Here is a 14,874-nt window from a genome sequence, read left to right as displayed (position 1 = left end):
CTTGAAATTACTAGTTTGAATTTTAACTTTTGTGTAGTGATATATGGTAAGTGGTTCATCACATAAGCTAAATTGTTTTAGTATTATTCTTAGCTTGAAGATTTGGAAAGCCTTAGAACTTTAGTCCTGTTTGAGGGAACCGAGTTTGACAAAGTTCTTAGGTTTTCCAAATCTTCAAGCTTTAGAATAATTAAAACATTTAGCAGTGATGAACCACTTACCATATATCACGGAATAAAAGTTAAAATTCAAACTTTCACTGCACCCTTACGTCGCATTATGCTTATATTAAGTCAAAACTATATATGAATGTTATAATTTCTTAGATTATCTCTTAAATCCTTAGGACTTTTTAATAATATAGTTCCAAAATTAAGCTTCCTCGCACTTTCAATATTAATTTCTGTATCATCTATAAAAATTGATTTCTTAGGATCTATATCATATTCCTCTATTATCCTTTTATATATGTCAACTTCAGGCTTTAATAATTTTTCTTTATATGAAACAATTCCTCCATCAAAAAGTTGAAAAAAATCATACTTGCTAGTTACATATTGAAATGCTAATAAGTGAAAATTAGATAAGAAATAGATATTATATCCAGAGCTTTTTAACTCTCTTAAAACCTTGACTGAATCCTCAATTGGTGCAAGAAGTTCATACCAATTTTCAAAAGCAAGTTTTATTAATTTCTCATTTCCTACACTGTTTTGAACTATAATATTTATGGCCTCTTCTTCAGTAATAGTTCCTCTATCAAGCATTGCCCACTGCTCACTTTGGAATATTTCCTTATATATTTCTGAAACCTTGTTAACTTCGGTAATTTTTGTTTTCAGATATTCCTTTGGATTAAAATTTAATAATACATTTCCTAAATCAAATATAATGTTTTTATACATAATCTTTTTTTCCCCCATTATTTATAATAAATTAGTACAACAGCTTTTTTCTTACAAAAAATACGATTCCCGAACTAAAAAAGTCCGGGAAAAAGTGTAAAATTTAATTATACGAGAATATTATACCACTTGTAGTAGCCTTTATCAATTAAAATTACCTCTAATCTAAGTACTGAATACATAATTGAAGAAGACAATTCTATAAGGTTATTAAGTCAAGTTCTAGATGAGAGGAATTTATCAGAATCATATCAAAATTATTTCTAAATAGTGAAAAATCAATCAACTCTAAGACAGATGCTTAAAGTTATGTTATATGCTTAATTACAATAATTGCTCAATAAAAACCCACATAGTATGAATTCTTACCAGCATCCATACACGAACTTAGATAGCATATTTGTATTAATAAAATCTATAGCTTTTTATTCAATTACTGCTATGACATCATCTTCATGTACTATATCACCCACATTGGCCTTTATTTCTTTCACTGTCCCTAACGCTCCAGATACTGTGTTTTCCATTTTCATAGCTTCTATTATAAATAATTCAGCATCTTCGTCAGTAATTTCTTGACCTACCTGAATGTTGATTTTAAGCACTTTGCCTGTCATGGGACTTGTTAGATTTGCCATTGTTTTTACCTCCTAATATTTTTTAAGATCTTGTAAACATTTCTCTAATCTTATTTCACAAACAAAAATATGAAGCTAAGCAAGTATTAATTAATGTTACTTGGTCGCTATTATAACGGTAAGTTGCCATGTTTTTTGAATGGTCTTGTTTCTTTCTTGTTTGAAAGCATTTTAAATGCCTTTATTAGCATTGGTCTTGTAGTTGATGGTTCTATTACGTCATCAATAAATCCCCTACCTGCTGCAATGTATGGTGTTACTAATTTATCTTTATATTCTTGAATTTTCTCAATTTTAGTTTGTTCAGGATTTTCTGAATTACTTATGTCTTTTTTAAATATTACAGTAGCTGCTCCTTCTGGTCCCATTACAGCTATTTCTGCTTGAGGCCATGCATATACAATATCAGCTCCTAATTGTTTGCTTCCCATTGCATCATATGATCCACCATATCCTTTTCTTATAATAACTGTAATCTTTGGAACAGTTGCTTCTGAATATGCATATAATACTTTAGCTCCATGTCTTATTACTCCACCATATTCTTGTTTTAATCCAGGTAGGCATCCTGGTACGTCAACTAGGGTAAGTATTGGTATATTAAATGCATCACATGTTCTAATAAATCTTGCAATCTTATCTGATGCATTTATATTAAGACAACCTGCTAGTTCCTTTGGTTGATTTGCTACAATCCCAATACTGGAACCATTTAGTCTTGCAAAGCCTGTTATAACATTTTTAGCAAACTTTGCTTGTACATTCATGAAATCTCCATCATCAACTATTGTTCTTATAATATCTAACATATTATAAGGCTTTCTTAGGTTCTCTGGTAATATACTATTTAGTTTATCTTCTATTCTATTTGGATCATCATTTGTTGATAATATTGGTGCAGTTTCTAAATTATTTGATGGTAAAAAGCTAAGTAGCCTTCTTATCTCTTTTATGCACTCTTTTTCATCTTTAGCCATAAAATGAGCCACACCGCTTATACTATTATGTACCTTGGCTCCTCCTAAATCTTCTGCTGTCACTTCTTCACCTGTGACTGTCTTTATAACCTGAGGCCCTGTTAGGAACATTTGACTAGTTTTATCTACCATAAATATAAAGTCTGTAAGAGCTGGAGAATATACTGCTCCTCCTGCACATGGTCCCATGATAACAGATATCTGAGGTATAACCCCTGAAGCTATTGCATTTCTATAGAATATTTCTCCATAACCTGACAGTGCATCTACTCCTTCTTGTATCCTAGCTCCACCTGAATCATTCATGCCAACTACTGGAGCACCTACTTTCATTGCCAAATCTAATACATTACTTATTTTTTTAGCATGCATTTCTCCTAAAGAGCCGCCCATTACAGTAAAATCTTGTGCAAATACATATACAATTCTGCCATTTACTGTCCCGTAGCCTGTAACTACACCTTCTCCAGGTGCCTCTTTAGCTCCCATACCAAAGTCTGTGCATCTATGCTTTACAAATGCATCAATTTCAGTAAAGCTTGACTCATCTAGTAAAAGTTCAATTCTTTCTCTTGCAGTAAATTTACCTAATGCATGCTGCTTGCTTATTCTTTTTTCTCCTCCGCCTAGTGATACCTTATGTTTTAGTTCATGTAACTCTTTAATCTTATCAATAACCATTTAGAAACCTCCTATAATAATTTCTTTCACTGCACTCTAGTGAAATCCAATTTGTATTTTTCAATGCAAAGAGTGATATTAGCTTATTGGCGCTAATCTCGCGATGCTAGCGCCAATAATCTAGTATAGGCGTTTAAATTTAAAAGATTTTAAAATTTCGCATAAAAACACTAACTCTCTATTATGTCTGATTTACCTAGAAAGACCCTAACTAAAAAATTTAAAATAGAACCTTAGGCGATATCTTGATATTTATTCACGCTGTGTTAGTTCCAGTAAAATACCACCAGTGGATTTAGGATGAACAAAGGCAATACTTGCACCACCCGCACCATAACGTGGAACTTGATCGATTAGTCTAACATCTTTAGCTTTGAGATCAGCTAAAGCATTTTTAATGCTATCTACATTAAGAGCAATATGCTGAATTCCTTGACCATTCTTCTCAATGAACTTAGCAATTGGACCATCTGGCGAAGTGGATTCAAGAAGCTCTATTTCACTATCACCACTAGGAATAAAGCAAACCTTAACATGTTGTGAATCAACTACTTCTTCACCATGTGCCTCCATACCTAACTTCTTAGTATAAAACTCTTTAGCAACCTCTAAATCTTTTACGGCAATTCCAATATGATCTACTTTTAAAACATTAAACATAAGATTACCTCCCTTTATTTATCTTAAATTAGTATTAACGCAAATAATTATCTAATAATTTAGAAACAACGGTATAAGGATCGTGCATTCGTTGTTCGATACTAGTTACCAGTGAATCAAGCTCACCAGATACTGTTATCTTGGCTAACATGCGGCGACTAATCTGTTCATTAAGAAGTGATAAAAGCTCATTTCGCGTACGCTTTGTTCGGCGAATAGCCAATTCATTAGAGTGATTGAGATAGCTAATATGTTCTTCTATCTTACTTATGAGTTCCTCTACCCCACTACCATTACTCGCGATTGTTCGTTTAACAGGTGGACGCCAATCTACCGTACTCTGATTTAAGTTAAGCATCATTTCAAGCTCAGTATTTAATCGTTCAACACCGTCATGATCAGCTTTGTTTATCACAAAAATATCGCCAATTTCAAGGATTCCAGCTTTGATAGCCTGGATATCATCACCTAAACCAGGAATCAAAGCTACTATTGTCGTATCAGCAGCTTTAACAATATCCACTTCTGACTGACCTACTCCAACAGTTTCAACAAAAATAATGTCTTTACCCGATGCATCCAATAATTTCACAACATCAGAAGTCTTAAGTGCCAGACCTCCAAGACTTCCACGAGTTCCCATACTGCGTATAAACACTCCTGGGTCCATAGTCAATTTATTCATTCTAATACGATCACCAAGAATGGCACCACCAGAAAACGGGCTAGTAGGATCAACTGCAACAATGCCAACAGTTTTTCCTTGCTCACGATATTGCTTAGCCAATTTATCAGTCAGAGTGCTTTTACCTGCTCCAGGCGGTCCTGTAATACCAATTACATGCGCTCGACCAATATGTGGATATATTTTTTTCATAATAGAAAATGCATCATCATATTCATTTTCTATTGCTGTAATAGCCCGTGCCAAAGCATACGGCGAGCCATTCAAAATTTCCTTAACTATATCCATTAGATCTGCCACCACCTTATCTACAAATATTATAAGAACTAAGGATAGTAGTTGAAAATACTACCGACTATCTTGCTCTACAATACTATTTTACATTTTCATTAATATAATCAATAGTTACTTGTGTAGGAGTTCCTGGTCCAAATATTTCGGCAACTCCAGCTTTCTTGAGACCTGGGATATCTTCATATGGGATAACTCCACCACCGATCAGAAGTACACTACTCATATTTTTTTGCTTCATTAATGCAATTATCTTTGGAAATAAAGTATTATGTGAACCTGATAATATGCTTACAGCAATTACATCAACGTCTTCTTGTAATGCTGTTTCAACGATAATTTCTGGTGTCTGCCTCAGTCCAGTATAGATTACCTCAAAGCCAGCATCACGAAGAGCACGGGCTACAACTTTAGCTCCACGGTCATGTCCATCAAGACCTGGCTTAGCTACTAATACTCTAATATGTTTTTTCATCATTATTCCTCCTTTTTTCTTCGTTTATAAATTATCTTGTGGTTGATATTCACCAAATACTTTACGCAATACGCCACAGATTTCACCAAGAGTTCCATATTCTTTAACAGTGTCAATTACAAACGGCATTAAATTTTTATTTTCATCTCTTGCAGCTTTTTCTAAGGCAGCTAATTTTGCTTCAAGTGCAACGCTATTTCGTTTAGCTTTCATTTTAGCTAATTTTTCTTTCTGCAATATAGAAACAGATTCGTCTACATGAAGAAGACCTTTCACTGGTGGCTCTTCAATCTGGAATTTATTTACACCAACGATAATTCGTTCTCCACTTTCCACTGCTTTTTGCCATTTATATGCACTCTCTTGAATTTCTTTTTGGATATAACCTTTTTCAATAGCTTCAACAGCACCACCGATGTCATCAATCTTTTTGATATATTCCCAGCATTCTTCTTCTATTTTGTTTGTCAAAGCTTCAATATAGTAAGAACCCGCTAGTGGATCGACTACATCACCCAAGCCACTTTCATAAGCAACGATTTGCTGAGTTCTCAAAGCTACACGTACTGAGTCTTCTGTTGGCAATGCCAGTGCCTCATCTTTAGAATTAGTATGCAATGACTGAGTTCCGCTTAAAACAGCAGCTGCTGTTTGTAAAGCAACACGTACAACATTATTTTCAGGTTGTTGAGCAGTAAGCATAGATCCAGCAGTTTGCATATGAGTACGTAACATCATAGACTTAGGATCCTTTGCATTAAACCTTTCTTTCATAACTTTAGCCCATACACGACGTGCAGCTCGGCATTTACAAATTTCTTCTAAAAAATCGTTATGAACATCCCAGAAAAAGGAAAGTCTTTTAGCAAAATCATCAACATTTAGGCCAGCTTTAATAGCTGCTTCAACATAAGCTATGCCGTCGGCAATAGTAAATGCAATTTCCTGAACTGCTGAAGATCCGGCTTCACGGATGTGATATCCTGAAATGGAAATAGTATTCCACTTTGGAACATTTTTAGAACAATACTCAAATATGTTAGTGATAAGCCTCATAGAAGGTTTAGGTGGAAAAATATAAGTACCACGAGCTGAGTATTCTTTCAATATATCATTTTGAATGGTACCTTTAAGTTTGTCAGCCGAAACGCCTTGTTTCTCAGCTACTGCAATATACATTGCTAATAGTACCATTGCTGGACCATTTATGGTCATTGAGGTTGAAACCTTACTAAGATCAATATCTTTAAAAAGCACCTCCATATCGGCTAAAGAGTCGATTGGCACTCCTACTTTACCAACTTCACCATCTGCAAGTTCGTCATCTGAATCATAACCAATTTGAGTTGGCAAATCAAAAGCACATGATAAGCCAGTTTGTCCTTGATCTAGAAGATATTTGTATCTTTTATTTGATTCTTCTGCAGTGGAAAATCCAGCATATTGACGCATAGTCCAGAAACGGCTACGATACATAGTAGGTTGTACACCTCTTGTGTAAGGATAGTCACCTGGAAAGCCCAATTTGCTCTCATAATCAAATCCTTCTATATCTAGCGGAGTATATAATCTATTGTGGGCAAGATTTTTACGTTCTGGAAATTTCTCAGAAACTTTTTTTACTTTGGCATCATACGCCTGCATTTTAGCTTTTATTGATTCATTAGCCATACTCTTTTTCTCCTTTTCATTATCATTATTTGTAAAGTAATTATCATTATATGTTTATCCGTTGAATTTCATTGATTTTGTATTTAAAAATCTAGAGTGCCAAGATAAGGCCTCATCAAGAAGGTTAGGGGTCTGTGCAAAGCCTGTTGCCTTCTCCGCTCTTTCCAAATAATCCATCAACATTGGCTGATAGTCAGGATGAGCACAGTTCTTAATAATGACACGTGCACGTTCTTTTGGACTAAGGCCACGAACATCTGCTATTCCACGCTCAGTAATGAACACATCAGTATCATGCTCAGTATGATCAATATGTGAACACATCGGAACAATTGAGGAAATAGCGCCATTTTTAGCAGTAGATTTAGTGAAGAAGATTGTTAAGTAACCATTACGAGCAAAATCACCCGAACCACCAATACCATTCATCATCTTACTGCCCATAATATGAGTAGAATTTACATTACCATATATGTCAAATTCTATAGCCGTATTCATAGCTATTACTCCCAAACGTCTAGCTAATCCCGGATTGTTAGATATTTCCTGTGGTCGAAGTAAAATCTTATTGCGATATTCATCAATATTAGCATAAAATCGTTTTAAACCCTCTGGTGAAGGCGACAATGCAGTTCCGGATGCAAAGTCCAATTTACCAGCATCAATAAGATCAAACATTCCGTCCTGAATAACTTCTGTATAAACGCTGAGGTGTTTATATTCCGATCTCACCATACCTGATATAACAGCATTAGCCACAGATCCTACACCTGATTGCAATGGCAATAAATTTTTTGGCAACCTGCCATGTTTAACTTCAGAATCGAAAAAATCCATCAGATAGCTACTTATGGCTAAATCATCGTCACTAATTTCTGATAGTGAACGCGTAACATCGGGACGATCACAAGGTACAATATAAGTAATTTTATCAGGCTCAACTGGAATATAAGTAGTACCAATTCGTTCATTAACCTTAGTAAGTGGAATTGGTAATCGATTAGGAGGATCCAGTGGGATATAGACATCATGCATGCCTTCCAATTCCAGTGGTTGAGTGGTATTTATTTCTACAATCACAATATCAGCACTTTGAACATAAGAAGCTGTATTTCCAAGTGATGTTGTTGGAATAATATAACCTTCTTCAGTAATAGCACAAGCCTCCACAATAGCAACATCAACTTTATCTAAAAAACCATAGCGAACCATTTGTGCAACATGGCTAAGGTGCATATCAATATATTGAACCTCTCCACTATTAATTTTATTACGCAAGTCCTTATTTGTTTGGTATGGTAGCCTTCTTGCAATACCATTAGCTTCTGATAGTGCTCCATCAAGCTCATGGCCAACTGAAGCTCCTGTCCACAGATTAATTTGAAATTTTTCTTTCTTCATTCTTTCAGCCAAAGCCAATGGGACTGCCTTTGGATACCCCGATGGAGTAAAACCACTAACGCCTATGTTCATGTTTGGTTTGATGATCGCTGCCGCCTCCTCAGCAGTAACAATCTTAGAATGCAAAGCTTTGCTACGAACACGATCCTTAATGTCAATCATTTATATATCACTTCCCTAATTTATTTGTTTTACCGTACCTATTGTAATGTGAACTATTTAAATTCAATATTCAAGGAGTTTTTACATTAGAGTTATTTATTATTCTATGCGTACGCATTGTATATTCTCATTATTAAGATTATTATGATTATTGTGAATCATTAAATAATTATTTAATAATTATATTGTAATCCTCAACGTACTATGTGTAAAATGTTATTATAATTATGATATCCATAGGATGAAACTATATGAAAAAAGGAGGGATTTAAAATGGATATTTATCAATTTGAATATGTAATGGCTATCGCAGAAGAAAAAAGCATTTCTAAAGCAGCAAAGAAATTGTACATAACCCAGCCTTCTTTAAGTCAATACATTATGAGATTAGAAAATAATTTGGGTGTAAAATTGTTTGATAGAAGTGCTAGTTCAATGATTCTAACTTATGCAGGAGAGATATATGTTGAAACTGCTAAAAATATTCTCAATTTAAACACTGGAATGAAAAGGAAACTTAGTGATATCGCAGGTTCAAAAAAAGGACGTCTTGTAATTGGTGTACCTCATCAGGCAGGAAGACATGTGCTACCTTTGGTATTACCAGAATTTCACAAGCAATATCCTGAAATAGAAATAGTAATGAAAGAAGATGTGACTATGCGATTAGAGGCAATGCTGGTAAGTGGTAAAATAGACATTGCCATCCTAAATCTTCCAATGAAAAATCAAAAAATTCTATATGAAACTATAGCCACTGAAAGAGTGTTTCTTGTAGCTCCAAAAGATCATTGGATATGTGATTCTCAAATGCCCCTAGAAGATAACAATTGTAAAATCGATTTTAATTGTTTAAAAGATGAGCCGTTTATTTTACTAGAACAGGGGCAGAGAATGAGACTTTTGATGGATGAAATATTTAAGAGAGCCAATTTCAAACCAAATGTTCTTATGGAAACTAAAAACCTTGATACTGCATATTGTATTGCTGCTGCTGGCATGGGATTTACTTTCGTACCTGAAAATGTTATATGGCTTTTAAACGTAGATGCAGATCAGCATAATAATTTTTTGATAGATAATATAACTTTGACCTTGGTCGTAGCCTACAGGCGTGGAGAGTATATTACGAAGGCAACTAATGAGTTTATTAATATTGCAAAGGAAATTTTAAATTTAAAAGAAAGAGAAAGAAAATATAGCAGTATATCTTATCGTAGCATTCATATATAAAATGGCTAATCCAAAGCTGATAGCAAATGATGGAAGATTTTTTCGATTCTACCGTCATTTGCATTTCTTATATAACATTATGTGAAATTGTCCAATTTTTTGTACATTATCACAATTCAATATTTCTTTCTTTAATATTTAAAGCAATTCCACCAACTTTTACTTCATTAATTTCTTCATTATCAACTATCAGACTAGCTAAAATCTCTGATGGTTTTTTCATAGAATATCCTTGCTCAAAAGACAAATTTTTAATATTTTCTTGTGAGACAAGTCCATATTTATATAAATAACAGCTTAATGCCCCATTTGATGTTCCTGTTGCAGCTTCCTCACAAATATCATATAAGGGTGCAAAATTTCTGCAGTGAGCCGTAGAACCATGTTCTGTTTCCAATGTAAAAATATGATATCCAACAACATTTTGTTTTTTACTAATATGAGCTATTTTCTGAAAATCAGGTTTTATTTTATATAATGACTTCAATGATTTAATTGGAATTAAAATATCCTTTAATCCTGTAGACACGATTTGAATGGGAATATCACTCATAATTTCCTCTTCATCTATATTTAATGAATCAGCTATATCTGCTTTATTTAACACTTCATAAAATTTAGGATTAGTCTGATTCATATATATCATATTGTTATTTCTACATTCCACTTTTAAAATGCCAGCTTTAGTTTCCTGAGTGTACTGACCTGATTTTATTATTCCCTTACTTGCCAACAAATAGAAGGTTCCAATAGTAGCATGTCCACATAAATCAACCTCCTTATTAGGAGTAAAAAAGTTAATCTTAAAATCAGCCTTATTAGATTTCTTAATAAAAGCTGTTTCTGAGAAGCCAACCTTTTCTGCAATTTTTTTCATGTCATATACCGATAAAGAATCTGCATTTAAAACAACTCCAGCAGGATTCCCTCCATTATCTGTTTTAGCAAAAGCATTTAGTGTATAAACTTTTATTTGCATTCAAACCTCTCCTTTTATATAAAATCTTTCATTTTTATTAATATTATACACCTTATATTTGAATTCAATTGAGATAATTTGAAACTTTGATCTATATAATTTAGAATAATATTTACCCTACAGTGAAAAAATACTTATTACACTATATAAAATTAAAGGGGTTGATTATAATGAAAATTGAAGCTTTTTTTAGTGGTATAAAAAATGCCAACAGTGCTGTTGAAAAATTAAAATCAGAAGGCTTTAATAAATCAGTAGTAGATTTAAATGACCATTATGTGGAATATAATGATAGAAATGATCCTCCAAAAGCCATAAATGAGGCTGAAACTTTGTCATCTCTTGTGCTTAATTCTGGTGGACTTTCTGATGATGTTTCAAAAAGACCTTTAGCTGCAGCAAGTCCTATGGTAAGTGGAATGGGCGGCTTTGAAGAAATAACAGATGTAAATTATAGAGTAATTGTAAACTTAGAGGAAAAAGATGCTGATAAAGCTAAAGATATTATAAAAAATGCTGGTGGTGATTTAACTAATCCTAATTTGGATTTGCCTCATAGATTGGAAGATATTCATCCAAAATTATAATCCTTACAAATTATCTTATTTGTGATTTATATTTAAATATAATTTTTAAAATATTGTAAGGTGGTGATTATCTCGAAAATATTTAAAGCAATTTCTGCAATTTTAATAAATCTTTTAATTACTTCTACTTTTAGTGGATGTAGTTTTAATAAAAATAGTTCAAGTGCTCAGGAAAGCACTCCAAATACTACCTCTACAAATGTTTCTCCTATAACAACTGCTGCAGAAAAAATAATACCATCTGTAGTTGGTATTACAACTACCTTTACAAGCAATAGAAATAAGGAAGTTCAAGGTGTTGGTTCTGGAATGATAATTGATAATAGTGGCTACATACTTACTAATAATCATGTAGCTGGAACTGATGCTAAAAGTATAAAGGTTTCTCTATATGATGGGAGGGATGTTTCTGCAAATACTGTATGGTCAAATGAAGGCTTAGACCTTTCCATAATTAAAGTAAATGAAAAAAACCTTACTCCTGTACAATTAGGAGATTCATCTAAAGTTAGAATAGGCGAAACTGCTATTGCCATAGGAAATCCATTAGGATTAAAATTCCAAAGAACTGTTACTTCTGGAATTATAAGTGCCATAAATAGAACTATTGAAGCAAGTGAAGGTACCTTTATGGAAGATTTAATTCAAACAGATGCTTCTATTAATCCTGGGAATAGCGGTGGGCCTCTTTCAAATATAAATGGAGAAGTCATTGCTATAAATTCTGCAAAAATTACCAGTGCTGAAGGTATAGGCTTTGCCGTACCAATTAATATAGTTAAGCCAGTACTAAAAAGTTTGAAAGAAACTGGCAAATTTAATACTCCTGTTATTGGGATAGTTGGCTTTGATAAATCCATGGCTGGATACTTAGACATAAATTTTGAAAAGGGTATTTATATTTATGATATAGCTGCTGGAAGTGGTTCTTATGAAGCAGGGCTTAAAAAAGGTGATATTATTCTTTCTATAAATGGTAAAGAATTAAAAAGCATGAACGATTTAAGGGAAACTGTATATACCATAGGAGCAGGTAATACAGTAAAGGTAACAGCAAAAACTTCAACTGGTACTAAAGATTTTAATGTGAAAATAAAATCTTCTAGTTAAAAACTCAACTTTCGCACATACAATTTTGATTTAATATAAAAAAAATGCGATACAAGGGTGCAGTGGAAGTTTGGATTTTAACTTTCATTCCGTGATATATGATAAGGGCGTCATCACGGCTAAATGTATTAAGCAGAGAGCCAAAATCTACGATTTTGTGCGAATCGCTTACTCCTCTGAGGAAACGAAGAGGAGTTTCCAATTTATTCTAAAGCTCAAAATTTTTGAAAGCCTAAGAACTTTGTCAAACTCGGTTCCCTCAGACAGGACTAAAGTTCTAAGGCTTTCAAAAATTTTGAGCTAAGAATAATACTAAAACAATTTAGCTAATGTGATGACACCCTTATCATATATCACTGCATAAAAGTTAAAATTCAAACTAGTGACTTTATGTGTACACATTTAATTACATTGTTATAAGTAATTTTAGTAAGTCAAATTATATTTATAATCATAACTTACAAAGCCTAAAGATTAAGGCGAAGCCTGCTGTTTGGCTAATATATTTAGTTTAAAAAGCAGCTGCTTCCTATTCTTCTGAAATGTCTTAAAAGAGACTTATTATTTATATGATTGAAAAATATAATGCTGAAACATACAAATATTTCAGATACAGTTAATAATCAACTAGCTTACTATTTTTTCAGGCTGCGCCATAGGGTATTATTAAAATAATTTAAATATGCGCAAACCAAGTAATAAGTATTATGAAAGCTACGCTTTTTATTAAGAGTCATATCATAATGTATTATGTGTAAACGCAATGCATCAAGAAGTAACTTTCAACTGTATGGAGACTGATATATGCTATGAAGGAAGATTCGAACGAATTTTAGAAGTTGTTAAGCAGAGAGCCAAAATCTATGATTTTGTGCGAATCGCTTACTCCTCTGAGGAAACGAAGAGGAGTTTCCTTACTTGGTCTGAAAAATTTCGTAATTTTTGCCAGGAAGGCAAAAGCTCCGAAAGCGACAGGACGTCGCATTTGAGACCAGCTAGTAAAAGTCAATAAGTTTTTATAAAAAATTTTATTAATAAAAATAGGTATCACAAAAAATCCATTAAAAAACACGAATAATGGAAATTACTTCCTAATTATTTTAGCCGTTAGGCTGCTGGTTTAGATAGCTTATTAAGATACATTTTTGTATGTATTTTAGGGTCACGTAATTCATACTCTTTTTGATTTTTAAGAACAGAGAATATGTAGTTAATTAGCTTATGCATTATTGCCACTAAGCCTACTTTTTTACTTTTACCTTTCATATTTTCAGTATAAAAATTAAGTAAAACTTTATTTATTGGTTCACCGTTTCTACTTTTACGTACGGATGATAACGCGACAACATATAAGGCTCTTCGTCCTATTCGGGTACCTCGTTTAGACATAACATTTTTGTTACTATTAAACTTACCAGATTGTTTAACTGAAGGATCTAAGCCAAAATATGCAACTAAATGCTTAGGTTTAACAAAACCTTTAATATTACCAATTTCGCTCATTATTGCAATGGATGTAAAATCTCCAACACCAGGTATTGAGTAAAGTAATTGTACATTTTTCTTAAATTCATCAGAAATTCTATTGCTACACATTAATATATGAATTTCAGTTAATAGGTTTCCAATTTGGATTTCCAATGATTCTATTATTGCAATAGTATTAATTACTTTTACAAATAGACTTGGTGATTTAAGACCAATGTAAACAGCTTCCTCAGCAGCAGCATATAACTTTTTATATATCTTTTCACTATGTACTAACCCTTTTCTAGAATTGCTTGAAATGAGATTAATAACTTCATCTCTATCAGCATTTAAAACTGCTTCAGCACTAGAATACTTTTTTAAAATGGCTATTGATGTTTTTCCTGTAATATTTGAAAAAACAGACCTGTAACCAGGAAAAATGACTCTTAAATCCGTAGAAAGTTTTTTTGTAAATGTAGATTTACTATCAGTAAATTTATAGTAATCTCTACAAAGAGATTTTAAAGTGTAGATTTCAATATCAAAACTAGAAGAATATTTGACATCTTGAAATTTACCTATATTAGCAATGGTTAATGCATCTTTTTTATCATTTTTTACTTTTCTTATATCCACATTTTTGTTACAATTAGTAATGAGTGGATTAAGGATACATACTTCAAATGTATCTTTAAGAAAGTGGAAAAGAGTAAGATGGTATACACCAGTAGATTCCATGAAAATGGCTGTTTTCATGCTAAACTCTTCTTCCACTTTTTTTATTTGATCTACTAGGTAATCAAAACCATTTCTATTATGCATAATCTTAAAAGGTTTTCTATAAATTTCACCGTTAGGTGCTAGTATAGCAGCTACTGAAAAATCTGCGGATACATCAATTCCAACTGTTGGTCTATAAAAAAATTTACTCATATACATTATCTCCTTT

13 protein-coding genes are annotated in these 14,874 nt (G+C 32.8%); 3 read left to right on the top strand and 10 right to left on the bottom strand.

What is annotated here, in order from left to right; genetic code table 11:
- Positions 1-299: 299 nt before the first annotated feature.
- From Q6H37_RS07000 to Q6H37_RS06965, 8 genes are all read right to left on the bottom strand, one after another.
- Positions 300-905, bottom strand: a complete 606-nt coding sequence (locus tag Q6H37_RS07000; RefSeq protein WP_318740360.1) for an HAD family phosphatase — start codon at positions 903-905, stop codon at positions 300-302.
- A 425-nt stretch (positions 906-1,330) separates the two neighbouring features.
- The gene (locus Q6H37_RS06995; RefSeq protein ID WP_318740358.1) at positions 1,331-1,543 is read right to left on the bottom strand and encodes an acetyl-CoA carboxylase biotin carboxyl carrier protein subunit; all 213 of its coding nucleotides are present in this window, start codon (positions 1,541-1,543) and stop codon (positions 1,331-1,333) included.
- Between the two features lie 110 nt (positions 1,544-1,653).
- Positions 1,654-3,201, bottom strand: a complete 1,548-nt coding sequence (locus Q6H37_RS06990) for an acyl-CoA carboxylase subunit beta (protein WP_318740356.1) — start codon at positions 3,199-3,201, stop codon at positions 1,654-1,656.
- A 252-nt stretch (positions 3,202-3,453) separates the two neighbouring features.
- Positions 3,454-3,861 carry a methylmalonyl-CoA epimerase gene (gene mce / locus Q6H37_RS06985; protein WP_318740354.1) on the bottom strand — a complete coding sequence of 136 codons (408 nt, stop codon included), beginning with the start codon at positions 3,859-3,861 and terminating at the stop codon, positions 3,454-3,456.
- 34 nt (positions 3,862-3,895) lie between these two features.
- On the bottom strand, positions 3,896-4,834 hold the full coding sequence (meaB, locus tag Q6H37_RS06980) for a methylmalonyl Co-A mutase-associated GTPase MeaB (protein ID WP_318740352.1): 939 nt from the start codon (positions 4,832-4,834) through the stop codon (positions 3,896-3,898).
- An 85-nt stretch (positions 4,835-4,919) separates the two neighbouring features.
- Positions 4,920-5,315 (bottom strand): cobalamin B12-binding domain-containing protein, encoded by a 396-nt coding sequence (locus tag Q6H37_RS06975; protein WP_318740350.1) that lies wholly within the window; start codon positions 5,313-5,315, stop codon positions 4,920-4,922.
- Positions 5,316-5,336: 21 nt separating this feature from the next.
- On the bottom strand, positions 5,337-6,983 hold the full coding sequence (locus tag Q6H37_RS06970; RefSeq protein WP_318740348.1) for a methylmalonyl-CoA mutase family protein: 1,647 nt from the start codon (positions 6,981-6,983) through the stop codon (positions 5,337-5,339).
- A gap of 54 nt (positions 6,984-7,037) precedes the next feature.
- Complete coding sequence (locus Q6H37_RS06965) at positions 7,038-8,546, bottom strand: acetyl-CoA hydrolase/transferase family protein (protein ID WP_318740346.1); 1,509 nt, start codon at positions 8,544-8,546, stop codon at positions 7,038-7,040.
- Positions 8,547-8,819: 273 nt separating this feature from the next.
- Between Q6H37_RS06965 and Q6H37_RS06960 the strand changes: the two genes are divergently transcribed.
- A complete protein-coding gene (locus Q6H37_RS06960; RefSeq protein WP_318740344.1) occupies positions 8,820-9,779 on the top strand; it encodes a LysR family transcriptional regulator in 960 nt (319 codons plus the stop codon).
- A 109-nt stretch (positions 9,780-9,888) separates the two neighbouring features.
- Here Q6H37_RS06960 and Q6H37_RS06955 read toward each other — a convergent pair whose 3' ends face one another.
- Entirely contained in the window at positions 9,889-10,758 is an 870-nt protein-coding gene (locus Q6H37_RS06955; RefSeq protein WP_318740341.1) for a PhzF family phenazine biosynthesis protein, read from the bottom strand.
- Positions 10,759-10,928: 170 nt separating this feature from the next.
- On the opposite strand from Q6H37_RS06955, the gene Q6H37_RS06950 reads away from it, so the two are divergent.
- Positions 10,929-11,345: a hypothetical protein gene (locus Q6H37_RS06950; RefSeq protein WP_318740340.1), complete on the top strand. Its 417-nt coding sequence runs from the start codon at positions 10,929-10,931 to the stop codon at positions 11,343-11,345.
- Between the two features lie 63 nt (positions 11,346-11,408).
- Complete coding sequence (locus Q6H37_RS06945; RefSeq protein WP_318740338.1) at positions 11,409-12,455, top strand: S1C family serine protease; 1,047 nt, start codon at positions 11,409-11,411, stop codon at positions 12,453-12,455.
- Between the two features lie 1,107 nt (positions 12,456-13,562).
- Here Q6H37_RS06945 and Q6H37_RS06940 read toward each other — a convergent pair.
- Positions 13,563-14,858: an IS110 family transposase gene (locus Q6H37_RS06940; protein WP_318733743.1), complete on the bottom strand. Its 1,296-nt coding sequence runs from the start codon at positions 14,856-14,858 to the stop codon at positions 13,563-13,565.
- Positions 14,859-14,874: the final 16 nt, after the last annotated feature.

It is taken from the genome of Clostridium sp. JS66 (assembly GCF_033561535.1).
Classification (GTDB): Bacteria; Bacillota; Clostridia; order Clostridiales; family Clostridiaceae; genus Clostridium_AM; species Clostridium_AM carboxidivorans.
The sequence above is the reverse complement of the archived record's forward strand: the minus strand, read 5'-3'. Positions and strand labels throughout refer to the sequence as shown.

Excerpts from the sequence above, each read along its gene's own strand:
- Q6H37_RS06970 (WP_318740348.1), bottom strand. The coding sequence starts at position 6,983 with ATGGCTAATGAATCAATAAAAGCTAAAATGCAGGCGTATGATGCCAAA.
- Q6H37_RS06995 (WP_318740358.1), bottom strand. The coding sequence starts at position 1,543 with ATGGCAAATCTAACAAGTCCCATGACAGGCAAAGTGCTTAAAATCAAC.
- Q6H37_RS06990 (WP_318740356.1), bottom strand. The coding sequence starts at position 3,201 with ATGGTTATTGATAAGATTAAAGAGTTACATGAACTAAAACATAAGGTA.
- mce (WP_318740354.1), bottom strand. The coding sequence starts at position 3,861 with ATGTTTAATGTTTTAAAAGTAGATCATATTGGAATTGCCGTAAAAGAT.
- Q6H37_RS06955 (WP_318740341.1), bottom strand. The coding sequence starts at position 10,758 with ATGCAAATAAAAGTTTATACACTAAATGCTTTTGCTAAAACAGATAAT.
- Q6H37_RS06975 (WP_318740350.1), bottom strand. The coding sequence starts at position 5,315 with ATGATGAAAAAACATATTAGAGTATTAGTAGCTAAGCCAGGTCTTGAT.
- Q6H37_RS06950 (WP_318740340.1), top strand. The coding sequence starts at position 10,929 with ATGAAAATTGAAGCTTTTTTTAGTGGTATAAAAAATGCCAACAGTGCT.
- Q6H37_RS06960 (WP_318740344.1), top strand. The coding sequence starts at position 8,820 with ATGGATATTTATCAATTTGAATATGTAATGGCTATCGCAGAAGAAAAA.
- meaB (WP_318740352.1), bottom strand. The coding sequence starts at position 4,834 with ATGGATATAGTTAAGGAAATTTTGAATGGCTCGCCGTATGCTTTGGCA.
- Q6H37_RS07000 (WP_318740360.1), bottom strand. The coding sequence starts at position 905 with ATGTATAAAAACATTATATTTGATTTAGGAAATGTATTATTAAATTTT.
- Q6H37_RS06940 (WP_318733743.1), bottom strand. The coding sequence starts at position 14,858 with ATGAGTAAATTTTTTTATAGACCAACAGTTGGAATTGATGTATCCGCA.
- Q6H37_RS06965 (WP_318740346.1), bottom strand. The coding sequence starts at position 8,546 with ATGATTGACATTAAGGATCGTGTTCGTAGCAAAGCTTTGCATTCTAAG.